Genomic DNA, 24,855 nt, shown 5'->3' on the forward strand with positions numbered 1-24,855 from the left:
TGATGAATAGAACAGAACTGAGAGAGCAGGTATTCAAGCTGCTCTTTCGTGTTGAATTTAATTCAAAAGAAGATATGGCAGAGCAGGAGGAACTCTTCACAGAGACAAGTGATCATGAGTTTTCCAAGGCTGATGCCGATTACGTTAGAGACAAATACGAGAAGATAGCAGAAAAGCTTCCAGAAATCGATGAAGCTATCAACAAGGAAACTTCTGGCTGGGATACAGGCAGAATGGCTAAAGTTGAGCTCACTATCATCCGCCTTGCTATCTATGAGATCAAGTATGATGATACAGTACCTACGGGTGTTGCTATAAACGAGGCAGTTGAACTTGCCAAGAAGTTTGGTCAGGATGGCTCATCCGCTTTTGTAAATGGAGTGTTAGCAAAATTTGCGCAGTGAATATACAGTCACACAGGTTAATTCTTACATAAAGAATATGTTTACTCAGGACTTCCTCCTTAAGTCACTTACTATTAAGGGAGAGGTCAGTAATTTAAAGTACCACTCATCTGGACATATTTATTTTACGTTGAAGGATGCAGGTGGTGCTATTTCTTGTGTGATGTTCCGTGGTGATAGAGACAGAGGCGGCCTTAAGTTTCAGATGAAGGAAGGTCAGCAGGTCAAGGCCAGCGGAACAGTTGATGTATATGAAAGAGATGGCAAATATCAGCTCTATGCAAGGCAGATTGAACTTGATGGAGCTGGAGCTCTTTATGAGAAATTTGAAGAGTTAAAACAAAAGCTACTGGAACAGGGCATGTTTGCAGAAGAGTACAAACAGCCTATTCCATCATATATCAGGACTCTTGGCATAGTTACAGCTCCAACTGGTGCAGCTGTGCGGGACATTATAAATGTAGCGACACGCAGAAATCCGCATATTCAGATAATTCTTTATCCTGCCATAGTTCAAGGTGAGAAGGCTTCCGAGAGTATTGTCAGAGGAATTGAGACTTTATCCAGGAAACAGGTTGATGTAATCATTGTTGGCCGTGGCGGAGGTTCTATAGAAGATCTTTGGGCATTCAATGAGGAAACAGTCGCCCAGGCAATCTTTGATTGTCCGATTCCTATTATATCTGCAGTTGGTCATGAGACAGATACTACGATAGCAGATTATGTTTCAGATAGAAGGGCACCTACGCCTTCTGCTGCTGCAGAAATTGCAGTATTCGAATATAACAGATTCGTGCAGGATATAGAGGATTACTCTTTTACCCTTCACAGGAGCATGGAAAATAAACTAAACAGCAAGAAGCTTCTGATGGATAGATATAGAGAGTCCTTGAGACTATTAAGCCCTCAGGGCAAGATAAGAGACAAACTCCTTAGACTAGACGGATTTGCAGATACTTTGCAGACCCTTATGGACAGGAAACTTACAGACTACAGACACAGACTCAATATCGATATAGAGAGGCTAAAAGGTCTGTCGCCACTTGACAGGTTAAAGGGCGGATATTCCTATGTGGCTGGTGAAGATGGCGATAACATAAGAAGTATCAGGGATATCCATAAGGATGACAAACTATCAATTTATGTAACTGATGGAACTATAAAGGCTAAGGTTATAGAAACTGAGGATAATGCGTATGGCAGCCAAGAAGACTGAAGATAAAAAAGAAAAGCTCTCTGTGGAAGAGGCTTTTAGCAAAATTGAAGAAAAGATCCATGCTCTTGAAAAGGATGACATCTCTTTAGAAGATTCTTTTAAAGAGTATCAGGAAGGCATGAAACTACTTAAGAATTGCCACGAGGCTATAGAAGAGGTTGAACTCAAGGTTCAAAAGATAGCAGAAAATGGCAGTCTGGAGGATTTTGAGTAATGAAGAGCGAAGACTTTGAAAGTCGCCTCAAAGAGCGCGTATCAGAAGTTGAGAATATATTAAAAAAGTATCTTCCAAAAGAGGAAGGTTATGCAAAGACTGTTATTGAGGCTATGAATTACAGCCTTTTAGCAGGAGGCAAGAGACTTAGACCTATCATGATGATGGAGTCCTATCGTCTTTTTGCTGGAGCAGATGCTGATCTTAAGGTGGTAGAGCCTTTTATGGCGGCAATGGAGATGATCCACACCTATTCACTGGTGCACGATGATCTTCCAGCTATGGATAACGATGAGTACAGAAGAGGCAGAAAGACTACTCATGCAGTATATGGCGCAGGTATGGCAACACTTGCTGGTGATGGCCTATTAAACCTTGCCTTTGAGACAGCAATTGCAGGCTCAGTTTCAGATTCTTTTGACGGACAAAAAAGATACCTTAAGGCTCTTAATGTCCTTGCTACCAAAGCCGGTATCTATGGCATGGTAGGTGGTCAGTGCGCTGACATCGTAGCAGAGAACAAGACAGATATCCCTGATGAAGAGATGAAGGATACCTTAAGTTATATAGATGAGAACAAGACAGGAGCTCTCATTGAGAGCAGTCTTATGATAGGAGCGATCCTTGGCGGAGCAGATGAAAGTGCTGTAGAGGCCATTGAGAAGGCTGGAAGTTGCGTAGGAGTTGCATTCCAGATTCAGGATGATATCCTTGATATAGTTGGAAATCAGGAAGAACTTGGTAAACCTATCGGCTCAGATGAAAAGAACGGAAAGAGCACCTATGTGAGCCTTTATGGCATGGAGGGAGCTTCTAACAAAGTAAAAGAGCTCTCTGATGAGGCCTCCAAGATACTTAGTGATCACGGCTTTGAAAACACTTTTTTGGACGAACTCTTTCAGTATTTGATCTATAGAAAGAAATGATGGATGGTAGACGAACATGCTGCTTGATCAGATAAATAAAACTGGAGATATAAAGAATATCCCTGCAAATAAATATCCTGAACTTGCTCAGGAAATCAGAGAGTTTTTGATAGACAACCTTTCAATCACAGGTGGACACTTAGCTTCAAACCTTGGAACGGTTGAACTTACAATGGCTCTCCATGTAGCTTTAGATCTTCCAGAAGACAAGATAATATGGGATGTAGGACACCAGTCATATACTCACAAGATACTTACTGGCAGAAAAGATAAGTTCAACACTCTTCGTCAGTATGGCGGAATCAGTGGTTTTCCAAAGAGATGTGAGAGCGATACAGACTGTTTTGATACAGGCCACAGCTCAACATCTATTTCTGCAGGCCTTGGAATGGTCAAGGCAAGAGATCTTCAGCAGGATGATTACACAGTAGTATCTGTTATTGGTGACGGGTCTCTTACTGGCGGACTTGCTTATGAAGCTCTTAATAACGCAGCCAAATTGGAGACTAACTTTATCATCATCTTAAATGATAACGAGATGTCTATTTCTGAGAGCGTAGGAGGTATGAACAAGTACCTTAACGGCGTTCGTACTGCAGAAGGGTACCTAAACCTCAAAGAGGACGTGTATGCTCAGCTTCGCAAGAATAAAAAAGCAGTTACTGGAATCAGAAGAGCCAAGAACAGCTTTAAGCAGCTCTTTGTCCCTGGAATGGTATTTGAAAACCTTGGAATAACATACCTTGGACCAGTTAATGGACATGATACAGCAGGCCTTATCAGAACCATCAAAGAGGCTAAGAAAGTCAAAAAGGCAGTTATGATCCATGTCATGACCAAAAAAGGTAAGGGCTATGAGCCGGCAGAGAGACATCCTGCAAGATTCCATGGTACGGAGCCTTTCCTCATTGAGAATGGACTTCCTAGAAATCCTAGGACTACTGCTAACTATCAGGATATCTTCAGTACAGTCATGTGTAAGCTCGGAGACAGGAACAGCAAGGTGGTAGCTATTACAGCGGCTATGGCTGATGGTACAGGTCTTAAGAGATTCAGAAATATGTACAAGGATAGATTTGTGGATGCAGGTATTGCTGAAGAGCATGCTGTTACTTTTGCAGCTGGTATGGCTGCAGGTGGATACAGACCAGTATTTGCAGTTTATTCATCCTTCCTTCAGAGAGCATATGACCAGATCATGGAGGATGTATGTCTTCAGAATCTTCCTGTAGTCTTTGCTGTAGACAGGGCAGGACTTGTAGGAAGTGACGGCGAGACACATCAGGGTATATTTGATATATCATATCTTTCAACTATGCCAAATATGCACATAATGGCTCCAAAGAATAAATGGGAACTCTCAGATATGCTGAAGTTTGCGATTGAGTTTAACGGACCAACTGCCATCAGATATCCTAGAGGAAACGCCTATGATGGACTCAAGGAGTTCAGAGCACCGATAGAGATGGGCAAGTGCGAACCAATCTATGAGGAAAAAGACATCTGTCTTCTTGCTCTTGGCAGCATGGTCAAGATTGCCGAAGAAGTCAGAAATATCCTCAAAGAACAGGGACTTAAGTGCAGTCTTGTGAATGCAAGATTTGCTAAGCCTATAGATACTGATTACATTCACATGGCAGCCAAGGACCACAAGCTCTTTGTAACAATGGAAGAGAACGTTGCCTGCGGTGGTTATGGTGAGAAAGTAAGAGCATATCTTGATGAGAACAAGATCGATGCTGGTATGCTTCAGATAGCTATTCCTGATCAGTTTGTAACTCATGGAAATGTAGACAAGCTCAGACAGGAACTTGGAATAGATGCTAAGTCTATTGCAGATAGGATATTAAAAGAAATACACAGGTAATTTATTATGGCAAAAGAAAAAGAGAGACTTGATGTTCTTCTCGTAAACAGAGGTCTTGCTACTTCAAGAGAAAAAGCAAAGGCCCTTATAATGTCTGGCGATGTCTTTGTAAATGGACAAAGAGAAGATAAGCCAGGGACTACTTTTGAAGAAGCTAAGATCACATCACTGGAAGTAAAGGGAGATACTCTTCCATACGTTAGCAGAGGTGGCCTTAAGCTTGAAAAGGCAGTTAACAACTTTGGATTTTCACTTGATTCAAAGGTGTGTATGGATATAGGTGCTTCAACTGGCGGATTTACAGATTGTATGCTTCAAAATGGAGCTACAAAGGTATATTCAGTTGATGTAGGTCATGGACAGCTTGACTGGAAACTTAGAAGCGATGACAGAGTTGTCTGCATGGAAAAAACCAACTTTAGATATATGGTAAGAGCAGACATACAGGATGACCTGGATTTTGCATCCTGCGATGTTTCTTTTATCTCACTTACCAAGATCCTGCTTCCTGCAAGAAATCTTCTTAAGGACGGCGGAGAAATGGTATGCCTTATCAAGCCTCAGTTTGAAGCAGGAAGAGATAAGGTTGGTAAAAAAGGAGTAGTAAGAGATCCAAAGGTTCATGAAGAAGTTGTACACAGGATCATGGATTTCGTTGATATAGCTGGATTTGAGGTGCTTAACCTTGATTATTCACCTATCAAGGGACCAGAAGGAAACATAGAGTATCTGATCCACATTAGAAAGAATCCTGAGCTTAATGAAAAAGTTTCTGAGCTCACAGAGGCTGATGGTGAGAAGATATTAAAAGAGGTATGTGAAGCTGGAACAGGAATCTCACATACTAAAGAGATGGAAAAGCTCATTGCAGAGACAGTAGACAGAGCCCACGGCAAACTTGATTAAAGCATTATTGGGGAATTTAGATGGATAACTTTTGTATAGTTACTAACAGAAACAAGGATATAAACCTTGAGATCACTAATTATATCAAGGGATATCTTGAAAAAAACGGAAAGAAATGTGTTATTGCTGAGAGTGAAAAGATCAGAGATGACAAGCATACAGGAAAAGAGTTTAAGAGTGCTATTCCAAAAGATTCTGACCTTTGTATTGTCCTTGGCGGCGATGGCACAATGCTTCAGGCGGCAAGAAGTGCCGCTATCTATGACATCCCAATCATTGGTGTCAATTTAGGAACACTTGGATATCTTGCTGAAGTCGAAAAAAATGGGATCGACAATGCTCTCGAGCAGATCCTTGCCGGCAAGTACGAGATAGAGGATAGAATGATGCTTGATGGCAGTATGGGAGACAAGAAGGATTATTGTCTCAATGATATTGCTATTACAAGGTATTCATCTATTTCAGCAATAGATTACAATATTTACGTTAATGATCTTTTGCTCTGCACTTATCACGCAGATGGTATCATAGTTTCAACTCCTACCGGATCAACAGGCTACAATATGTCAGCAGGCGGTCCTATCGTGGAGCCTTCAGCTAATATGATACTTATAACTCCAATATGTCCACATACTCTCAATTCAAGGAGCCTGGTGCTTTCATCAAAGACCAAGGTTGAAGTTGAGATTGGGTCCTTTAGAGACAACATCGGTCAAAAGGTTGTGGCCAGCTTTGATGGATGCGGTATAATTGAAATGACAACAGGGGATAGGATCTCAATTCAGAGGTCCAATATGACAACCAGGATACTTAAGCTCAATAGGGTTAGCTTTTTACAGGTTCTTGGTGAAAAGTTCAGATAATATTTGAATGTGAAGGGGATGGTTAGAAATGAAGAAAAACAGACACGACAAGATCATCGAGATCATTGCGAGAAATGTTGTTGAGACACAGGAGCAGCTTGCAGCTCTTTTAAAGGACGCAGGCTATGATGTTACTCAGGCAACAGTTTCAAGAGATATAAGACAGATGAAGCTTACCAAGCAGGTAACTGAAGATGGTAAGTCAAAATATGTGTATACAACTGCAGATAGCGATGTAATGCAGGACAAATATGTCAGCGTTCTCAAGGCTGGATTTGTAAGCATGGATCTGGCTCAGAATATATTAGTTATGAAGACAGTATCAGGTATGGCTATGGCCCTTGCTGCAGCCCTTGATGCACTTAATTTTCCACAGATCGTTGGATGTATTGCTGGTGATGACACTATCATGATTGCCATCAAGACCAACGAAGAAGCAGTAGAGATCATGGAAGAGATCCAGCATCTCATGAATGAAGACTAAATAGACTTTGGCGGGGTCCTCTTTTAGAGGAGATGAAAAATGTTATATAGTTTGCATGTAAAGAACCTGGCTCTTATAAAAGAGCAGGAGATCGAGTTTTCCAAGGGACTAAATATTCTTACCGGTGAAACAGGTGCTGGTAAATCAGTCATCATAGGTTCAGTCAATCTTGCTCTTGGTGGCAAGACAGATGCTGGTCTTATCAGGACCGGCGAAGAGTCAGCACTGGTGGAGCTTACTTTTGGGGAATTAAATGATCAGCAAAAAAAGTTCATAAAGGATATGGATATTGAACTTGATGAGGATGGAACTGTAATCATCCAGCGCAAGATCATGCCTGGAAGAAGCGTGTCTAAGATCTGCGGCGAGACTGTTTCAGCTAGGCAGCTCAAAGATATTGCCAGCATTCTCATAAATATCCACGGACAAAATGATCATCAAGAGCTTCTTCACAAGAAAAAGCACATGGAGATTCTTGATGATTATTGTATGAATGAGCTAAAAACTCCGCTTCAGGAGCTTTCGCTTAGATATGAAGAGATGAGATCTCTTGAAAAAGAGCTTGAGGACATGAGCATGGATGAGTCTTCAAGGCTTAGAGAGCAGGAGCTTTTGGAGTTTGAAGTTAATGAGATAAATGATGCAAATGTAGTTCTTGGCGAAGACGAAGAGCTTGAGAGCAGATACCACAAGATGGTAAACAGCAGAAAGATTTCTGAAGCAGCCTATGCAGCATCAGCCATGACTTCAGGTAATGACGGAGAAGATAGCGCATCTGACCTTATTGGCCGCGCTGTAAGGGAGCTGTCATCTGTTTCTAATTATGACAGCGATATAGAAGATCTTTTGTCCCAGTTATCAGACATAGAGAACCTCCTGACAGACTTTAATCATAGCTTGTCAGATTATGTCTCTGACCTTGAGTTTGATGACGAAGACTTTAGAAATACAGAAGACAGACTTAATACCTTAAATCATCTTAAGGACAAGTACGGCGGAAGCTTAGAAAAGGTTCTTGAGTACCTTGAGGAAAAGTCTAGTAGGCTTGAAGCTCTTTCAGACCTTGATGCTGTAAGAAGTAAGCTCACTAAGTCTTTGGATGATAAGAGAAAAGAAGTTCTTTTACTATGTAAAAAAATCTCGGATATCAGGAAGAAGGGAGCAAGATCTCTTCAGGATAAGCTCACTGAGGCCCTTATTGACCTTAACTTCCTGGATGTGAGATTTGAAATAGAAATAAAGAGTGATGAAGATAAGATTTCTTCAAAGGGCTATGATGATGCACAGTTCATGATATCAACAAACCCTGGTGAAGCCATGAGGCCACTTGATCAGATTGCCAGCGGTGGCGAGCTTTCAAGGATCATGCTTGCATTAAAGACTGTGGTTGCTGACAAGGACGATATCAGCACTCTTATATTTGATGAGATTGATGCCGGAATCAGTGGCAGAACAGCCTGGAAGGTTTCCCAGAAGCTGGGCGAACTTTCAAAGGATCATCAGATTATCTGCATCACGCATCTTCCACAGATTGCGGCTATGTCAGATACTCATTTCATGATTGAAAAGGGTCTTGATGATGGCAGAACAGTAACAAGCATTTCAAAACTTGACGCAGATGCTTCTACAAGTGAGCTGGCTAGACTTCTTGGTGGCGAAGAGATCACTGATGCAGTTATCCAAAACGCACTTGAGATGCGCAAATTGGCAGAAGAGACAAAACGAGGATAAAAAGATGACTATCGACAATGATGATCTTATGAACAGCATAATTGCTTCTCTTGGAAGAATAGATACTATTCCTCTTGATGAGATTCCAAATATTGATCTGTATATGGATCAGCTCACGACCTTCATGGATGAGAGACTCAAAAAGACTACAAGATATCCTGAAACTGACAAGATCCTAACTAAGACCATGATCAATAACTATGCCAAGAATGATCTTTTACCACCTCCAGTGAGAAAGAAGTATTCTAAAGATCATCTTATTCTTTTGATATTCATCTATTATCTTAAGAGTATTTTATCTATAAATGACATACAGACACTTATTGAACCTTTGAAAAACAGGTTCCACGTAAGTGATGACGAACTAAATCTTAGTAAGATATATGAAACAGCCTTTGATCTTCAGAAGGAAGAACTTGAACCTGTTATAGAAGACCTTAAAAAGAAATATAAGAGAGCAGGCGAGACCTTCACAAACCTTGATATTACAGAGGATGAGAAAAAGAGAATGCAACTCTTTTCCTTCATAACTCTTTTATCCTATGATGTTTATGTTAAAAAGCTTCTCATAGAGAAGATTCTTGATAACGTGACCAAAGAGGAGGACGAGGCGAAGGCAAAGAAAGATAAGAGCAAGGAAAAGAAGAAGTAATGGGAATTTACGATACACTTAATACGCAGCAGAAAAAAGCTGTTCTTCAGACTGATGGTCCGGTATTGATCCTGGCAGGAGCAGGTTCCGGTAAGACCAGAGTCCTCACTCACAGAGTTGCATATCTCATTGATGAATGCAACGTCAATCCATGGAATATAATGGCTATCACCTTTACTAACAAGGCAGCAGGTGAGATGCGTGAAAGAGTAGACAAGATCGTCGGCTTCGGAGCTGAGAGCATTTGGGTTTCAACCTTCCACTCCAGTTGCGTAAGGATCCTTAGAAGATACGCCGACAGACTTGGCTTCGATAATAATTTTACAATCTACGATACTGATGATTCTAAGAGTTTGATGAAGGATATCTGTAAGAGATTTCAGCTTGAAACTACTCAGCTCAAGCTTCGCAATATCATGGGCAGCATATCCAGATGTAAAGACAACCTGGTTTCTCCAGAAGAATACGCATTAAGTACAAATAATGAATATAACAAAGTCCGCATTTCCAAGGCATACACAGAATATCAGAATGCCCTGAAAAAGAATAATGCCATGGACTTTGATGATCTTATCTTTAAGACTGTAGAGCTCTTTAAGACTAATCCTGATGTTCTTGAAGCTTATCAGGACAGATTTCGCTATATCATGGTGGATGAGTATCAGGATACCAATAATGCTCAGTTTGAACTCATCAGACTTCTTGCTGATAAGTACAGAAACCTCTGCGTTGTAGGTGATGATGACCAGAGTATCTACAGATTCAGGGGTGCTAACATCAGAAATATCCTTGATTTTGAGAAGGTATATCCTGATGCAACTGTAATAAAACTTGAGCAAAACTACCGCTCAACCCAGGAAATCCTTGATGCTGCCAATGCGGTCATCAGCAACAACTACGGCCGTAAGGACAAGGCTCTTTGGACAGATCAAAAGGATGGGGATAAGGTTAAACTCGTGGAGTTTGATACAGCTTACGATGAGGCAGAGTTCATTGCTTCTGACATTGGTAAGCTCAAGAGAAATGGCAAGCTTAGCTATAATGACGTGGCTGTTTTATACAGAACTAACGCCCAGTCCCGTCTTTTGGAAGAGCGTTTTGTAGTAGAGGGGATTCCTTACGATATAGTAGGCGGTACTAATTTCTATGCAAGGCGCGAGATAAAAGATCTTTTGGCATACCTTAAGACAATCGATAACGGTAGAGATGATATTGCTGTTAAAAGAATCATAAATGTGCCAAAGAGAGGCATTGGAGCCACAACTATCGAGTATGTTCAGAACTATGCTGATGAAAGACAGATAAGCTTTTATGATGCTCTTTGTGAGGCAGACCAGATCATGGCTGTTGGTAGAAGCGTAGGTAAGCTCAATGATTTTGTTACCATGATCAGAGCTTTCAGAACAAAGGCTAAGAGCTATTCTTTAGAAGAGCTTTTAAAGGATGTCATTGATGTTACAAACTATATGGAATTCCTTAAGACTCTTGATGAAGATGATGACTCTGGAGATAACGATAGAGCAGCAAACGTAGACGAACTTATTTCCAAGATTGCAGCCTACGAGGAAAATGAAGAGGTAGAACAGCCTACTCTTTCCGGGTTCCTTGAGGAAGTTGCCTTGGTTGCTGATATAGACAGAATTGGCGAGGATAACGAAAAAGTTCTCCTTATGACACTTCATAGTGCCAAGGGCCTTGAGTTTGAGCACGTTTACCTTGCAGGTATGGAAGAGGGCGTGTTCCCATCATACATGACACTTCAGTGCGAGGATTCTGATCCTGAGGGCATTGAAGAGGAGAGAAGACTTGCTTATGTAGGAATCACAAGAGCAAAGAAGCATTTAACTCTTACTGCTGCAAGACGCAGAATGGTAAGAGGCGAGACCATGTACAACAGGCTCAGCCGCTTTGTTACTGAGATTCCTGACAATATGCTTGAAAATTCCAAACCTCAGAGTAAGCCAGCATTTCTTTTTGATGATGGCGAATCAATTGACGAGTATGAAGGCGTAGAGAGTACTTATGGAAAGTCCCGTAGAGACAGCTCTTTTGACGATTATGACGGACCAAGCCTTAAGTCATCTTATCAGAACAAGAACTTTGGAAGTAGCAGCGGCGTTTCACAGCTTTCCAATTCCTATAAGTTAAAGGCAAAGCCTGCTCCTAAAAAGCCAAGAGCAGTTCCACAGAGTAAGCCTTACATAGCTGGCGCAGCCAAGACACATACAAAGGGTACTCTTGCAGGTCTATCTAAGGGAATGCCAATGTCAGCATCCAAGCCTGATTACAATGTTGGAGATAAAGTATCACACATTAAATACGGCGTAGGAGTAGTAACTTCTCTAGAAGAGGGACCACGTGACTACAAGGTTACAGTTAACTTCGACGACTGTGGTCAGAAGATCATGTATGCTGCTTTTGCAAAACTTAAGAAAGTGTGAAAAAATCCGGCATTCAATTACGTTTAATATTATATATGCTATACTTAATCTAGATTATTTATTCGAGAAAGGGGTTACTAAGATGGAAGTAAAATCAAAGATTGACGACATTATTGAACTTACAAGAATTAACGAACTTCTGGACAAGAGAGAGGCTGCAAACGCTAAGAAGCCTTCTAACGTGATCCTTTGGATTTTGGCTGTAATTGGATCTATTTCAGCTGTAGCAATCATTTCATACCTTGTATATCGCTACATGACACCAGCCTTTGAAGATGATTATTATGATGATGATTTCGACGATTTCGAAGATGACTTCGATGACGAAGATTTTATCAGGGAAAGTTAAGAATTAATTACCGTGAAGAAAAAAGACATTGTAACAGGAATAGTTAAAAGAGTAGAGTTTCCAAATAAGGGAGTCCTTGAGACAGAAGAGGGAAAAGTCATTGTAAAAGGTGCTCTTCCTGATCAGAAAGTTTCAGTACAGATACAGAAGGTTAGAAATGGCAGGGCAGAAGGACGACTTCTTGAAGTATTAGAAGAAGCTCCTGATTCAAACGAGAGCCCATGCATTCACTTTGGAAAATGTGGTGGATGTAGCTATCTTACTATGCCTTATGTCAAGGAACTTGGTCTTAAGGAACAGCAGGTTAGAAGCCTTTTAAAGCCAGCTGTAGAGAGAAACTCTATTCGCTTTACATGGGAGGGTATCAAGACCAGCCCTGTTAAGTATGCATATAGAAACAAGATGGAATTCACCTTTGGTGATGAAATCATGGGAGGACCTCTCTCTCTTGGAATGCACAAGAAAGGGAGCTTTTATGATATCGTAACTGTCAGTGGTTGTCGCATCGTAGACGATGATTACAGAGCAATCCTCTCAGCTACAGTGGATTATTTTTCACCAATGTATGACAAAAAGGAGATCACCTTCTACCACAGAATGAAGCAGGAAGGCTATCTTAGACACCTTCTTGTGAGAAAAGCTGTTAGAACAGGTGATATCTTGATCGACCTTATTACAACAACTCAGGAAGAGCATAATCTTACAGGCTATAAGGATGCACTTTTGAACTTACAGCTCGATGGCAGAATTGCTGGTATCCTTCATACCAAGAACGATTCTCTTGCTGATGCTGTAATTGATGAAGGTACAGAGATTCTCTATGGTCAGGACTTCTTTTACGAGCAGCTTCTTGGCCTTAAGTTCAGGATCACTCCTTTTTCATTTTTCCAGACAAACAGCTTAAGTGCTGAAGTTCTCTATCAGACAGTTCGTGACTACATTCGCAGCTTGTATGATCAGAGCAATATCAAAAATGACGGAGTCGTATTTGATCTTTATTCAGGAACCGGAACTATCGCTCAGCTTCTTGCACCAGTAGCCACCAAGGTTATCGGTGTTGAGATTGTTGAAGAAGCAGTTGAAGCAGCCAAAGAGAATGCCAAGCTCAATCACTTGGATAACTGCGAGTTCATCGCAGGTGATGTTCTTAAGGTTCTTGATGACATCGAAGATAAACCAGACCTTATTATTCTGGATCCTCCTCGTGATGGTATCAATCCTAAGGCACTGAAGAAGATAATTGATTACGGTGTAAATTATATGATCTACGTATCATGCAAACCTACATCCCTTGCCCGCGACCTGGAAATCTTCCAGGAGAACGGCTACATGATGAGCAGAGCTGTAGCTGTAGATCAGTTCCCATGGACAAGTCATGTGGAGACTGTGGTTCTGCTAACAAGGCAGAATACCTGACAATCCTTGAATTTACGCACTTTTGCGAGTTTTTCTCTTTCAATTATGTGGAGGAAAATCGCAAGGAAAAAACCCTGATTCAGAAAATTACCGTGGCGGTAGCTTTTGAACTGGAGACGGGGAACACAAAAAATCCGGATATAAAAGTGAATATGGATACCATCGAATGATGGCTTTAAATAGGGATATTGGCAAGAGATGCTGATATCCCTTTTTGCGTATAAAACATGGAAGGAGGGCTTACATATTATGACCTTTACAGCGATAGGTGCAGTTGGCGGGATATACTTCATAATCTCCCATGGAAAGATTTTAAAACCAGGGAGGATGGAAAGATGGTCAAAGTCAGATTGCAGGGCACGACCTGCGAGATCAAGCGTATGAAAAGGTGTATCGAAAGAAATAAGAGAATTAAGGTTATAAGCGTGTCTGACGCCTTCCCAAATAAGGGAACCAAGAAGTATTTCAGACAGTATATGGATGTAATGATTGATCCAAACAGCGAGAAAAAAGCAGTTAACCAATAAAAAGGGAGGACGGAGATTATGTGCAAAGTGATATCTGTAGCCAATATTAAAGGCGGGGTAGCCAAAACAACTACTGCCGCAAATTTAGGAGTAGGACTTGTAAAAAAGGGGAAAAGAGTTCTTTTGGTAGATCTCGACCCACAAGGTTCGCTTTCATTGGGACTTGGGATTAGAAACAATAAGGAGCTTCCATATACGGTAAGCACAGTTATCCAGAAGGTTATCAATGAAATAGAAATCAGCGAGGGAGAGGGAATAATCCATAACGACGAGGGAGTAGACATACTTCCGAGTAATCATAGTCTCCGGACAGTTGAGCAGCAGCTGGATGAAGTGATGAGCAAGGAGCATATCCTTGAGGAGTACATCGACGGCATTCGTGATAGGTATGATTACATCATTATTGACTGCAATCCCGGTGTTGATAATCTTATTCTCAATGCCCTAACCTGCTGTGATAGCGTCCTGATTCCATCGCCGCCTGAATATCTGTGTGTAGAAGGTTTACAGGAAATCATTAGAACCATCGGGCAGGTAAAGAAAAGATTAAACCGAAAGATTGAGATTGAGGGAGTGCTTCTTACCATAGTAAATGGCAGGACAAATATTGCCAGGGACATCATGAATAAGATGGAAGAAGCTTATGGTCAGCATTTGAAGATTTTTCAGACTGTTATTCCAGAATCCGTTAAAGCGAAAGAAGCTGTTGCAAACGGCATAAGTGTTTATGAGCAGTCTCCAAAGAGCAGCGTGGCTGTTGCGTATGAGGCATTCGTCGAGGAGGTGCTGGATAATGAGTAAGAAAAGAGCTTCTGATAATATCAGCCTTACAGCGTTTGATGACCTTTTTGGGGCACCATCTGAGGGAGAACAGATAGTGGAGGTCGCTTTAAAGGAATTGCATGAATTCCAAAATCATCCATTTAGGGTTCTCGATGATGAAAAGATGTATGAAACAGTAGCAAGCGTTAAAGAGCAGGGAATAATAGTTCCCGGAATTGTAAGACCACGTAAAGAAGGCGGCTATGAGATAATTGCAGGCCACAGACGTAAACGTGCTGCAGAACTTGCAGGACTTAAGACTATGCCTGTATATATCAGAGAATACTCTGATGAACTTGCGACCCGTCTTATGGTTGATACGAATATCCAGCGTGAAGATATCCTTCCCAGTGAAAAAGCTCACGCTTACCGTATGAAATACGATCAGATAAAAAGTCCTGGTGTTAAAGGAAACTCTCTCGATGAGCTTGGAAATGCAGCTGGCGAGAGCGGGAAGACTGTTCAAAGGTATCTATGGCTTTCAAATCTGATAGATGGATTGATGGAACTTGTAGATACAAGAAAAATCGGAATGGCTCAGGGAATAGATTTATCTTTCCTGTCTGAGCAGGAGCAGATTTGGGTACTTAACGCAATAGGTGAGCTTAAATGCTCCATGAGCATGGCTCAGTCTGCACGAATTAAGGAACTATCAAAAAACGCTGAACTTACGGAGATAGCGATAAAACTTATATTAACCGAAACAAAGCCAAAGCCTAAGAAGTTTGTCTTAAAGGCTGAAAAGATTGCGGATTATTTTCCAGAAGATATGTCTGATGAAGATATAGAGGAGACAATTATCGGTCTTTTGGAAGAATGGAAATCAAAAAGGAATTAATACAGCGAGAGGAGGAGAACAGCGATGGGCTACAGGTCAAGCGGCAACCTGACGGTAGATGCCATGGGAAGCATAGCCATAAGCGGCAATGTTATACCCGAAGAATGGTATAAGCATATTCTGAAACCTACCACGGGAAAGCCTTATCTGTTGGCAATTACTATATTAGCTGATCTCGTATATTGGCATCGCCCTACTGAAGTCAGAGACGAAAGGACAGGCGAAGTAATTGGATGGAAAAAGAAGTTTCATGGGGAGATGCTCCAGAAGAGTTATCAGGAGTATGCAAATAAATTTGGTGAGTCAAAAAAGACAATCAAGCTTGCTTTTGATCAGCTTGTGGAGATTGGTGTCATCAAAAGATTTTTTTACAATATAGAATACTCCAACGGAAGAACTATTCCAAATCAAATGTTTATTGATCTGAATATATTGGTTTTGAAAGAAATCTCATATCCAAAGGAAGAAGGCGGCACTACTTCAAAGCAGGTTTCAAGAAAATTAGTGCCAAGTAATTGTAATGAAAGTGCCGAGAATGCTGATGAAATGGGCGTTCTGAATGATGCTGAAAAAACAGACGGGATATCAGGACAAAATGAGGAGGATATACTGACAAATTTGTCAGGATACCCTGCCGAAAATGTACCCATATCCCAGCCCGAAATTTCAGTATATGGTGACAGTAATGAAATGGAATCCTGCAATTATGAGGATGGATATCCCTCCGGGAACTTCCGGACAAATACAAATAATACTACAAATAATATTTACAAAGATCACATCATATCTATCACGCAGGAGACTCCTGTGCAGAGACAAAGGCGGGAAGAGATTGATGCGATAAGACAAAAAACAGAATTTTGGGATCAACTGATAAAAAGGCATATTAACTACGATTGGCATATGGAAAATGACGATGTTACCAGACGTGAAGATTATCATGAGTTATATTTGATCATGCACGATGTTATGTGTGGAGAGCACTCTGGACCAATGATTGTCAATAAAACACCGATGGATCCGGAAGAGGTGAAGCGCAGATATTTACAGCTTAATGATTCTCATCTTGAGTACGTTATAGACAGGCTTCACGATAATCCGAACCAGGACGGTATCAGGGATATCAGGTCATATATGATTACCTGTCTTTATAATGCCCCTGCGACTATTGGGCAGTATTATCAGCAGTGGGTAAACCATGATAATACAAATGGCGTATTTCTGAAAAACCGGAAGGAGAATGAAGGGTATGAGGATTAAGGAATGCTCAGTTATCTTTTTTAAAGAAATACTGATTCCGCTAATAGCGATAGCTGTAGTGCTATGCTTTGCATATCCGATATGCCATAAAGCAGAAGGTATGGACTATTTTCTGCTTTGGCTTATTGTAGGATTCCCCTTCGGAATCAGACGTATGATGCTATGGCTTATCCCGCATAATTATGGGATTTCCGGCAGTATTGGAATTATAGGACTTGACTGTATCATAGGTGGAATTATAGGAGGATTTGTTGTTATCTACATGATTGGGAGAAGCATAGTAGCTTTGGTCAGAATAATCATTACGATTGCATTTGGATAAAGCTTTGGACAAGTTGTCCAAAGGCTGCCATGGATGTAATCCGTAATATATGACAGTAAGCTCTGGACAAGTTGTCCAAAGGTTAAAGTTAAAAAATATATTTACAGCGATAGGGAGCAGTTTTTGACCTCAATGGAGGAAAGAAGCTGCTCCCTTTTTTGCGTTAAGGAGGTTTTTATGTCAAAGGATTTGAAAACGCTTGTAGAGAAAGAGCTGGAAAAGGGATCTACACCACTTGTGTTCGATAGCGTGATAGTTCCGCCGGAGGGCTTTCGTGAAATTGACAACAGAGAACGACTTCTGAATGTTCTTCAGTATCTTCTCAGGGTAAAGGAACACAGGAAGCTGATATGGAATGATACTCTCTCTGCCAACAATGTTTACATGGATGTATTCCTTGGAAAGAGAGATTTTCACAGAGTTGCGCTTATTACCGGAAGAGAAGAAATCTATCAGCATATCAACTGGTACGGAGGAAAACTGAAACCGGATTACAATGGCAAAACCGTAATAGAAACGGATATCTGTGCTTTTTCCATAGCAGAGGATGAATTGGAAAAATGCAGAAAGACCTACGAGGGAAAAGATGCCTATTCTTTCTATTTTGGAAAATATCAGATTCGCTCACTCTATGCGAATTGCCTTGAATACAGAAAGAATATGGCACGGGATGAGGATAAATCCCATGCGGCTGATGATGGTACACAGCAGGCGGCTTATGGAAAATATACAGAGCTTTTTAGGCTGAACGATGATGTGATACGTGATGTGCTGTTCCAGTGCCTTCTGTTGGATGACTTGAAGATCGAGGACGGTACGATATTTGCAAATCTTTACACCATTTATCTTTTGAATTAAAAGTCCTGCGGGACGGAAAGGAACTATATGAGAAAAATATATTTGCGGAGGCTGCTGGTGCCTCCCTGGCTGTAAACATTACCAGAGGATAAACGAAAGACAGGATGATGATGATGCAGGAAGAAGTAACACAGAAATCTATTGCCCTTGTGATCAGAACCTCCAAACTGACCGCCGATGTGCTGAAGAAAGCTATGATTGCCTACTTAAATCATCTTAAGAATAAGCAGGCTAACTGGCATGGGAAGATTTCCGTAAAGAAGCTCATGGGCAAGGATCAGGGTGCGAACACCATGGAAATAACGGAGAACAACATCAAATCCTTTGAGCGTGTTGCGAAGAAGTACAACGTTGATTTTGCCGTGAAAAAAGACAAGACCGTGGATCCGCCAAAGTATGTTGTTTTCTTCAAGGGCAGGGATGCCGACGTGATTGCGATGGCATTCAAAGAATTTGTGCATGGAAACGAAAAGAAGCAGAACCGTGAATCCGTAAGGGATAGGCTGAACCGTTATAAGGAACTCTGGACTCAAACAATGAACAGGGAACGCGCCAGAGAAAAAACCAAGGATCGGGGACAGAGCCTATGAGTAAGGTAGTAGACGGAATCTTAAAGGATTTAAAGAACATACCCGAATCCTTGCGGAAAAAGATGAAAGGCACGGATAAGAATAAGCTGATCCGTATGAGCATTCCCTATGTTATCGTAGGATATTTCTGTGATAAGTCAGCATGGATGTTCAGACAGGTCGAGGGAGATTTATTTCCAAGACTTATGGATACGGCTTCAAGGCTGGGAGAAGCTTTTGCAAATCCTTTGCCGAGTTTCAATCCAATGGATCTGCTTTTTGGAGTAGCGTGTGGAGTTGGCTTTCGCCTGATCGTGTATTTCAAGGCGAAGAATGCCAAAAAGTTCAGACACGGAGTGGAGTATGGCAGCGCAAGATGGGGAAATGCCAAGGATATCGAGCCATATATGGATCCGGTATTCGAGAACAATATCATCTTAACAGCATCGGAGAGGCTGATGATGTCGGGCAGACCAAGCTCACCCAAGTATGCCAGGAATAAAAATATCCTGGTCATAGGTGGAAGTGGCAGCGGAAAGACCCGCTTTTTCGTGAAGCCGAATTTGATGCAGATGCATAGTTCCTATGTAGTTACCGACCCGAAAGGCACGGTTTTGGTTGAGTGCGGGAGGATGCTTAAAAAGGGCATTCCGCTCTTAGATGATAACGGTGCCGTGGTGAAGGATGACAAGGGAAAGACTGTCTATCAGCCATACAAAATTAAGGTCCTGAACACAATAAACTTTGCACGCTCCATGCACTATAACCCCTTCGCCTACATCCGTAGTGAGAAGGATATCTTAAAACTGGTAAACACGATCATAGTAAACACGAAGGGAGAGGGCCAGCAGTCCGGGGAAGATTTTTGGGTGAAAGCCGAGAAGCTGTTATATACGGCATACATTGGCTTTATCTGGTATGAGGCTCCGGAAAAGGAACAGAATTTCTCTATGCTGATTGACATGATCGACGCCAGTGAGGCAAGAGAGGATGATGAAAGCTTCAAAAACCCTGTGGATCTGCTCTTTGATGAGCTTGAAGCAGAGAAGCCGAATCACTTCGCCGTGCGCCAATATAAAAAATATAAATTGGCCGCCGGCAAGACAGCGAAAAGTATTTTGATTTCATGCGGTGCAAGGCTTGCTCCGTTTGATATCGCAGAGCTTCGGGAGCTTACCAGTTATGATGAACTGGAGCTTGATAAGCTGGGTACTGAGAGGACGGCATTGTTTGTAATTATCTCCGACACTGATGATACCTTCAACTTTATCGTCAGTATCATGTACACCCAGTTGTTTAACCTGCTTTGCGAAATTGCAGACAATGTTTATAACGGGAGACTGCCCATCCATGTGCGATGCCTGTTGGATGAGTTCGCAAATATCGGCCAGATCCCAAAGTTCGAGAAGCTGATAGCGACCATCAGATCGCGTGAAATATCGGCTTCTATTATTTTACAGTCGAAGTCCCAGCTCAAGGCTATTTATAAGGACAATGCGGACACCATCGAAGGCAACTGCGACACGACCCTGTTTTTGGGAGGCAAGGAAAAAACGACCTTGAAAGAAATGGCAGAAATCCTTGGTAAAGAAACCATTGACCTTTATAATACCTCGGACACAAGAGGTACAAGCCAGTCCTATGGTCTGAATTATCAGAAGACCGGGAAAGAACTCATGAGCCAGGATGAGATAGCAGTCATGGACGGTGGGAAATGTATCATGCAGCTGAGAGGCGTGAGACCTTTTTTCTCAGATAAATACGATATAACGCAGCATAAGCAGTACAAGAAGCTGTCCGATTATGACAAGAAAAATGAATTTGACATTGAAAAATATGTCAAGAACCTCTGTCATGCGGTGGTTAAGCCGGAGGACAAGATGGATGCGGCATTTGAATATGATGCCGAAACAGGAAAAATTGAACAGGTACAAGGCGAGAAGGAGGAGAAATCCCAAACCTGAGCCGGAGCCACACTTACAACTTCATAGGATGAAGCTAAACGGATCCTTGCGGATAAACCTGATGCGGATTCCACCCATAAAGGAAGCAGACGATGAGCGCCTACCAAGCAAACATCATCATCTGCCTCAAGCGGGAATGGCATAACCAAACCCTGCGTTCATTTTATCAGATATGTGCGATATCGCATATAAAAAGGATAGATGAAGCAGGGTATTTTTATGCCTTCCAAAAGTAACTATCAAAAATCAATTAACAAATTTGGAAGGAGGAAAAACTGGCTTAAAAAGTCAGTTTTAAACAAAATCATGGCATTTTTTACTAATAGCGTAACAGCCCTTAAAACCGTCGTAACCGCCATCGGCGCAGGTGTAGCCGTATGGGGAATCATCAACTTGCTGGAGGGCTATGGTAACGATAACCGTGCGACACGTTTCTAAGGTCGTTCATTTTATGAATGGCGTAAAAGCTTAGAGACTAGGTCGAAAAGCCTAAGAGCTTGAAAAAACCTAGGATAACTGATATTCCGAGTTGTGAAATGATAGGGTAACGCCTTGAAGCGCACCCCTAATACTCCGAATGGCAGAGAGTATGCAACGACTCTCCCCAAAAGTGTTATAGAGCTCGGTGAAGTCGGCAGAGAGTAGCCGTAAATATAGTTTTCAGACTATGTACGAAAGCTGTCCAGAGGTGGATGGTGCTACCTATATGCCGGGGGTCGGATATCTATGGTCAGTATGTGTGAAGAACACTGACGAATCTCTGAATGTACGAGTCTAGACGTTAATACTGTCAAAAGGCAGTACACCTTAAATGGTGGTGTCTGTGGGTAAGTAAAAATGGTTGTTATGAAAGCCCATGCATCGTTACAGGCGGTGCGGTAATGCATGACTAGGCACAGGCTTAGAGGAGAGACCTAAGGGTATCCAATGATAGGAATATCGGAACGTGGAAAGCTGGGAACATGGAAGCTGTTGCAAGCCAATGATGTGTTGAATGGGAATACCTTCGTGAGAGGGCAATAACCATTCTTTATCTCAGTGAGAGTAGTGGCACAGTACCTGTGAAACCGTGAACAAGTAAGCGGTGGAGGGATAGCCACAAGTCGAATTCAGAAAACAAAAAAATGAAAATGTAACAAACACAGCTTCGAGTAAGACAAAGAAAATCCAAACCGAAAGGAGAGGATGCCTGTGTTGACTTCGGAGCAGCAAGCAAAGAAACCAAAACAAAGAAAACTCCGTAATGCTGAGTATTATGACATGGAGTCTACTTTTGACAAGCTGTATGCAGGCAGCAAAAAGGGTAAAACCTTTTCAAAACTCATGGAGATCATCGAAAGTGAGGAAAATATAAAACTAGCATACAGAACAATAAAGAAAAACTCTGGTAGTGATACAGCAGGAGTCGATAAGCGTACTATTAAAAATCTCGCAAAACTAAGTGAGGAAGAGTACGTAAAGTTGATACGGAAGCAGTTCAGCAACTATCATCCACGACCTGTGAGGCGAGTGGAGATACCAAAACCCAATGGTAAAACACGACCCTTGGGAATACCGACAATAGTTGACAGAGTGGTACAGCAATGCGTGTTGCAAGTCCTAGAGCCTATCTGTGAGGCTAAATTCAGCGAGAATTCTAATGGGTTTCGCCCAAATCGTTCAGCTGAAACGGCAATAGCGCAATGCATGAGGCTTATACAGGTACAGCACATGTATCATGTTGTAGACCTTGATATCAAAGGCTTCTTTGATAACATCAACCACACGAAACTCATGCGTCAGATATGGACGCTAGGTATCAGAGACAAAAAGCTTTTATGCATCATAAAAGAAATGCTCAAAGCACCAGTGGTGTTGCCTAATGGTAAAGTAACCTATCCTACCAAGGGAACGCCACAGGGAGGATTCCTGTCACCGTTACTTGCAAATATAGCTCTTAACGAACTTGATTGGTGGATAGCTTCTCAATGGGAGCTAATGCCGACAAAGACTACGTTTAAGACAAGGAGTAATGCACAGGGTACAGAAATAAAGAGCCATGTTTATAGGGCACTAAGGGGGAGCAGACTTAAAGAGATGCACGCTGTCAGATATGCAGATGATTTCAAAATCTTCTGTGCATCACATGATGAAGCGGTCAGAGCCTACAAGGCTACAGAAAAATGGCTAAAGGACAGACTTGGACTTGATATAAGCCCAGAAAAATCCAAGGTAGTAAATCTGAAAAGGCAATACTCTGAGTTTCTTGGTTTTAAGCTGAAAGTCCGTAAAAAGGGTAAGAAATATGTCGTCAGGTCGCATATTTGCGACAAAGCTTTTAAATCAGCGCACAAAAAGCTGTCAAAGGAAGTGCATGACCTTGAGCATGTACCTAATGAAGATGCTCAGTTCATACAGCTACAGAAATATAACTCTGTGGTTGCGGGACTTCATGAATACTACTGTATCGCTACCGATACGGTGGATGATTTCGGACGGCTTGCATTTAGTATCAATAAACAGCTGAGAAATAGGCTTAGGGGCGACATATCTAAAAATGGACATCTGAGAAATGGGTTCATCAAAGAAAAATATGGAAACAGCAAACAGATAAGATTTTTGCGAGGCAGACCTATTGTGCCAATAGGATATGCACAGCCAAAACATGCTCAGCACAAGAAGAAATCTGTAAATAAGTACACGGCAGAGGGTAGACAGCTTATCCATAAGAACTTGGATATAGACACAAGCACAATGTTGTGGCTTATGAGGAATCCTGTCAGAGGCAAATCTGTTGAGTATGCAGACAATAGAATCTCACTGTATGCTGCCCAAAATGGCAAGTGCGCTGTTACGGGAGTCCACATGGAAACACATGACATTCACTGTCATCACAAGCTACCTGTCAGTCTTGGCGGTACCGACGAATACAACAATCTTGTATTGGTAACAAAGGACATTCATGTGATTATCCATGCTAAGAATGATGAAACCATTAACAGATACCTTAATCCCCTTAATTTAGATAATTCAAAACTTGCTAAGCTGAACAAGCTTCGTGTTATGGCAGATATGCCACCTATTACTATTCTTTGATTTTTACGCTGTAAAGAAGTGTGTAAGTTACGTTTAAAACCCTGTGCTACTGAATTCGATGGAACGCCGTGTGCGGTGAAAGCCGCACGCACGGTGTGGAGCGGGGGAAAAGATGGAGATAATATCAAAGTCTTACCTATCGCTATCTGGTGCTAAATCTCAGGGAATCAAGCAGCTGATGGCGGGCGGAGGTATCGTAATCATCGCCCAGACGGTGATCCCTCAGCTTACTTCTCTCTTTTCATAAGGAGAAAATCACGATAGATGAACACTATCGTTGAAAAGATTACCGAACTCATAAAGGAAATGCTGCAAGGTTGGGTAATGTCTAACCTCGAAGGAATGTTTACCGATGTGAATACAAAGGTAGGAACAATCGCCGGAGAGGTTAGCCAGACTCCCAGCGCATGGAACGCAGGTATTTTCAATATGATCAAAAACCTGTCAGATACGGTCATCATACCGATAGCCGGGATCATCATAACCTATGTGCTGTGTTACGAGCTGATAACGATGGTAATAGACAAGAACAACATGCATGAATTCGATACGAGCCTTTTCTTCAGATATCTTTTCAAGGCTTGCATAGCAGTAATGCTGCTTAGCAAGACCTCGGATATCGTTATGGCGATCTTCGATGTGGGTGGTCACATGGTAAGTGAGGCTGCCAGTGCCATCACGGGTTCCACTTCGCTTGATGTGGGAGCCACGATTCAGTCAATGTTTTCGTCACAGCTGTCAACCATGGAGATAGGCGAGCTGATAGGTCTTGGCATAGAAACGATGTTCTGCAGCTTTTGTATGAAGATCATGTCCGTTTTGATCACCGTCATATTATACGGGCGCATGATTGAAATCTATCTTTATGTTTCGGTAGCGCCGATGCCTTTTGCAACCCTTGTGAACAGGGAGTGGGGAAGCATCGGGTCAAACTATATCAAAGGATGCATAGCACTGGCTTTCCAGGGATTTTTCATTATGGTTTGCGTGGCAATCTACGCAGTCCTTGTAAATGCTGTGGCAGTGGCTTCAAATCTGCACTCGGCACTTTGGCAGGTAATGGCTTATACCGTTGTCCTGTGCTTCTCCCTGTTTAAGACCGGATCACTTGCGAAGAGCATCCTTCACGCGTCGTAGAACGGAGGTGACTA

At 41.8% G+C, this 24,855-nt stretch carries 23 protein-coding genes and 2 pseudogenes; all 25 read left to right on the forward strand.

Annotation, left to right across the window (positions count from 1 at the left end; genetic code table 11):
* The first annotated feature begins 2 nt into the window (after nt 1-2).
* The 25 genes and pseudogenes from nusB (at nt 3) to BUA02_RS04920 (ending at nt 24,841) form a co-directional block, all read left to right on the forward strand.
* Nucleotides 3-404, forward strand: a complete 402-nt coding sequence (nusB, locus tag BUA02_RS04800) for a transcription antitermination factor NusB (protein WP_071177439.1) — start codon at nt 3-5, stop codon at nt 402-404.
* A complete protein-coding gene (xseA, locus tag BUA02_RS04805) occupies nt 394-1,620 on the forward strand; it encodes an exodeoxyribonuclease VII large subunit (protein ID WP_072701499.1) in 1,227 nt (408 codons plus the stop codon). The genes nusB and xseA overlap by 11 nt, the downstream gene beginning before the upstream one ends.
* Nucleotides 1,601-1,834, forward strand: coding sequence for an exodeoxyribonuclease VII small subunit (gene xseB, locus BUA02_RS04810; protein ID WP_072701501.1), 234 nt, complete (start codon nt 1,601-1,603; stop codon nt 1,832-1,834). Before xseA ends, xseB begins: the two co-directional genes overlap by 20 nt.
* Nucleotides 1,834-2,760 carry a polyprenyl synthetase family protein gene (locus tag BUA02_RS04815; RefSeq protein WP_072701503.1) on the forward strand — a complete coding sequence of 309 codons (927 nt, stop codon included), beginning with the start codon at nt 1,834-1,836 and terminating at the stop codon, nt 2,758-2,760. Before xseB ends, BUA02_RS04815 begins: the two co-directional genes overlap by 1 nt.
* Before the next feature lie 16 nt (nt 2,761-2,776).
* Nucleotides 2,777-4,627, forward strand: coding sequence for a 1-deoxy-D-xylulose-5-phosphate synthase (gene dxs / locus BUA02_RS04820; RefSeq protein ID WP_072701505.1), 1,851 nt, complete (start codon nt 2,777-2,779; stop codon nt 4,625-4,627).
* 6 nt (nt 4,628-4,633) lie between these two features.
* Nucleotides 4,634-5,533 (forward strand): TlyA family RNA methyltransferase, encoded by a 900-nt coding sequence (locus BUA02_RS04825; protein WP_072701507.1) that lies wholly within the window; start codon nt 4,634-4,636, stop codon nt 5,531-5,533.
* Between the two features lie 20 nt (nt 5,534-5,553).
* Nucleotides 5,554-6,396 (forward strand): NAD(+)/NADH kinase, encoded by an 843-nt coding sequence (locus tag BUA02_RS04830; RefSeq protein WP_072701509.1) that lies wholly within the window; start codon nt 5,554-5,556, stop codon nt 6,394-6,396.
* A 28-nt stretch (nt 6,397-6,424) separates the two neighbouring features.
* Complete coding sequence (locus tag BUA02_RS04835; RefSeq protein ID WP_072701511.1) at nt 6,425-6,880, forward strand: arginine repressor; 456 nt, start codon at nt 6,425-6,427, stop codon at nt 6,878-6,880.
* A gap of 39 nt (nt 6,881-6,919) precedes the next feature.
* On the forward strand, nt 6,920-8,611 hold the full coding sequence (gene recN, locus BUA02_RS04840; protein WP_072701513.1) for a DNA repair protein RecN: 1,692 nt from the start codon (nt 6,920-6,922) through the stop codon (nt 8,609-8,611).
* 4 nt (nt 8,612-8,615) lie between these two features.
* Nucleotides 8,616-9,263, forward strand: a complete 648-nt coding sequence (locus tag BUA02_RS04845) for a DUF1836 domain-containing protein (RefSeq protein WP_072701515.1) — start codon at nt 8,616-8,618, stop codon at nt 9,261-9,263.
* On the forward strand, nt 9,263-11,704 hold the full coding sequence (locus tag BUA02_RS04850) for an ATP-dependent helicase (RefSeq protein ID WP_072701517.1): 2,442 nt from the start codon (nt 9,263-9,265) through the stop codon (nt 11,702-11,704). The genes BUA02_RS04845 and BUA02_RS04850 overlap by 1 nt, the downstream gene beginning before the upstream one ends.
* Nucleotides 11,705-11,786: 82 nt before the next feature.
* Nucleotides 11,787-12,053 carry a DUF4366 domain-containing protein gene (locus BUA02_RS04855; protein ID WP_071175662.1) on the forward strand — a complete coding sequence of 89 codons (267 nt, stop codon included), beginning with the start codon at nt 11,787-11,789 and terminating at the stop codon, nt 12,051-12,053.
* A gap of 12 nt (nt 12,054-12,065) precedes the next feature.
* On the forward strand, nt 12,066-13,469 hold the full coding sequence (gene rlmD / locus BUA02_RS04860; RefSeq protein WP_072701519.1) for a 23S rRNA (uracil(1939)-C(5))-methyltransferase RlmD: 1,404 nt from the start codon (nt 12,066-12,068) through the stop codon (nt 13,467-13,469).
* 335 nt (nt 13,470-13,804) lie between these two features.
* A complete protein-coding gene (locus BUA02_RS04865; protein ID WP_027215733.1) occupies nt 13,805-13,996 on the forward strand; it encodes a hypothetical protein in 192 nt (63 codons plus the stop codon).
* An 18-nt stretch (nt 13,997-14,014) separates the two neighbouring features.
* Nucleotides 14,015-14,797 (forward strand): ParA family protein, encoded by a 783-nt coding sequence (locus BUA02_RS04870; protein ID WP_027215732.1) that lies wholly within the window; start codon nt 14,015-14,017, stop codon nt 14,795-14,797.
* Entirely contained in the window at nt 14,790-15,656 is an 867-nt protein-coding gene (locus BUA02_RS04875; RefSeq protein WP_027215731.1) for a ParB/RepB/Spo0J family partition protein, read from the forward strand. The genes BUA02_RS04870 and BUA02_RS04875 overlap by 8 nt, the downstream gene beginning before the upstream one ends.
* A gap of 24 nt (nt 15,657-15,680) precedes the next feature.
* On the forward strand, nt 15,681-16,916 hold the full coding sequence (locus tag BUA02_RS04880) for a DUF6017 domain-containing protein (RefSeq protein ID WP_051212538.1): 1,236 nt from the start codon (nt 15,681-15,683) through the stop codon (nt 16,914-16,916).
* A complete protein-coding gene (locus tag BUA02_RS04885) occupies nt 16,906-17,238 on the forward strand; it encodes a DUF6050 family protein (RefSeq protein ID WP_034486897.1) in 333 nt (110 codons plus the stop codon). Before BUA02_RS04880 ends, BUA02_RS04885 begins: the two co-directional genes overlap by 11 nt.
* Nucleotides 17,239-17,415: 177 nt before the next feature.
* On the forward strand, nt 17,416-18,096 hold the full coding sequence (locus BUA02_RS04890) for a hypothetical protein (protein ID WP_143147380.1): 681 nt from the start codon (nt 17,416-17,418) through the stop codon (nt 18,094-18,096).
* A 113-nt stretch (nt 18,097-18,209) separates the two neighbouring features.
* Nucleotides 18,210-18,686 (forward strand): PcfB family protein, encoded by a 477-nt coding sequence (locus BUA02_RS04895; protein ID WP_027215728.1) that lies wholly within the window; start codon nt 18,210-18,212, stop codon nt 18,684-18,686.
* A gap of 185 nt (nt 18,687-18,871) precedes the next feature.
* On the forward strand, nt 18,872-20,629 hold the full coding sequence (locus BUA02_RS04900; protein WP_416386384.1) for a VirD4-like conjugal transfer protein, CD1115 family: 1,758 nt from the start codon (nt 18,872-18,874) through the stop codon (nt 20,627-20,629).
* Nucleotides 20,630-20,935: 306 nt separating this feature from the next.
* Nucleotides 20,936-21,049, forward strand: a pseudogene (locus BUA02_RS04905) (Maff2 family mobile element protein); the annotation flags it as partial.
* A gap of 765 nt (nt 21,050-21,814) precedes the next feature.
* Nucleotides 21,815-23,704: a group II intron reverse transcriptase/maturase gene (gene ltrA, locus BUA02_RS04910; RefSeq protein ID WP_143147381.1), complete on the forward strand. Its 1,890-nt coding sequence runs from the start codon at nt 21,815-21,817 to the stop codon at nt 23,702-23,704.
* Nucleotides 23,705-23,852: 148 nt separating this feature from the next.
* Nucleotides 23,853-23,951 (forward strand): annotated as a pseudogene (locus tag BUA02_RS04915) (Maff2 family mobile element protein); the annotation flags it as partial.
* A gap of 17 nt (nt 23,952-23,968) precedes the next feature.
* The gene (locus tag BUA02_RS04920) at nt 23,969-24,841 is read left to right on the forward strand and encodes a VirB6/TrbL-like conjugal transfer protein, CD1112 family (RefSeq protein WP_026667050.1); all 873 of its coding nucleotides are present in this window, start codon (nt 23,969-23,971) and stop codon (nt 24,839-24,841) included.
* Nucleotides 24,842-24,855 lie beyond the last annotated feature (14 nt).

Origin of the sequence: Butyrivibrio hungatei DSM 14810, from assembly GCF_900143205.1 — a bacterium.
Lineage (GTDB): Bacteria > Bacillota > Clostridia > Lachnospirales > Lachnospiraceae > Butyrivibrio > Butyrivibrio hungatei.

Excerpts from the sequence above, each read along its gene's own strand:
- nusB (WP_071177439.1), top strand. The coding sequence starts at position 3 with ATGAATAGAACAGAACTGAGAGAGCAGGTATTCAAGCTGCTCTTTCGT.
- xseB (WP_072701501.1), top strand. The coding sequence starts at position 1,601 with ATGGCAGCCAAGAAGACTGAAGATAAAAAAGAAAAGCTCTCTGTGGAA.
- BUA02_RS04815 (WP_072701503.1), top strand. The coding sequence starts at position 1,834 with ATGAAGAGCGAAGACTTTGAAAGTCGCCTCAAAGAGCGCGTATCAGAA.
- dxs (WP_072701505.1), top strand. The coding sequence starts at position 2,777 with ATGCTGCTTGATCAGATAAATAAAACTGGAGATATAAAGAATATCCCT.
- BUA02_RS04825 (WP_072701507.1), top strand. The coding sequence starts at position 4,634 with ATGGCAAAAGAAAAAGAGAGACTTGATGTTCTTCTCGTAAACAGAGGT.
- BUA02_RS04830 (WP_072701509.1), top strand. The coding sequence starts at position 5,554 with ATGGATAACTTTTGTATAGTTACTAACAGAAACAAGGATATAAACCTT.
- BUA02_RS04835 (WP_072701511.1), top strand. The coding sequence starts at position 6,425 with ATGAAGAAAAACAGACACGACAAGATCATCGAGATCATTGCGAGAAAT.
- recN (WP_072701513.1), top strand. The coding sequence starts at position 6,920 with ATGTTATATAGTTTGCATGTAAAGAACCTGGCTCTTATAAAAGAGCAG.
- BUA02_RS04845 (WP_072701515.1), top strand. The coding sequence starts at position 8,616 with ATGACTATCGACAATGATGATCTTATGAACAGCATAATTGCTTCTCTT.
- BUA02_RS04850 (WP_072701517.1), top strand. The coding sequence starts at position 9,263 with ATGGGAATTTACGATACACTTAATACGCAGCAGAAAAAAGCTGTTCTT.
- BUA02_RS04855 (WP_071175662.1), top strand. The coding sequence starts at position 11,787 with ATGGAAGTAAAATCAAAGATTGACGACATTATTGAACTTACAAGAATT.
- BUA02_RS04865 (WP_027215733.1), top strand. The coding sequence starts at position 13,805 with ATGGTCAAAGTCAGATTGCAGGGCACGACCTGCGAGATCAAGCGTATG.
- BUA02_RS04870 (WP_027215732.1), top strand. The coding sequence starts at position 14,015 with ATGTGCAAAGTGATATCTGTAGCCAATATTAAAGGCGGGGTAGCCAAA.
- BUA02_RS04875 (WP_027215731.1), top strand. The coding sequence starts at position 14,790 with ATGAGTAAGAAAAGAGCTTCTGATAATATCAGCCTTACAGCGTTTGAT.
- BUA02_RS04880 (WP_051212538.1), top strand. The coding sequence starts at position 15,681 with ATGGGCTACAGGTCAAGCGGCAACCTGACGGTAGATGCCATGGGAAGC.
- BUA02_RS04885 (WP_034486897.1), top strand. The coding sequence starts at position 16,906 with ATGAGGATTAAGGAATGCTCAGTTATCTTTTTTAAAGAAATACTGATT.
- BUA02_RS04890 (WP_143147380.1), top strand. The coding sequence starts at position 17,416 with ATGTCAAAGGATTTGAAAACGCTTGTAGAGAAAGAGCTGGAAAAGGGA.
- BUA02_RS04895 (WP_027215728.1), top strand. The coding sequence starts at position 18,210 with ATGCAGGAAGAAGTAACACAGAAATCTATTGCCCTTGTGATCAGAACC.
- BUA02_RS04900 (WP_416386384.1), top strand. The coding sequence starts at position 18,872 with ATGGATACGGCTTCAAGGCTGGGAGAAGCTTTTGCAAATCCTTTGCCG.
- ltrA (WP_143147381.1), top strand. The coding sequence starts at position 21,815 with ATGCCTGTGTTGACTTCGGAGCAGCAAGCAAAGAAACCAAAACAAAGA.
- BUA02_RS04920 (WP_026667050.1), top strand. The coding sequence starts at position 23,969 with ATGAACACTATCGTTGAAAAGATTACCGAACTCATAAAGGAAATGCTG.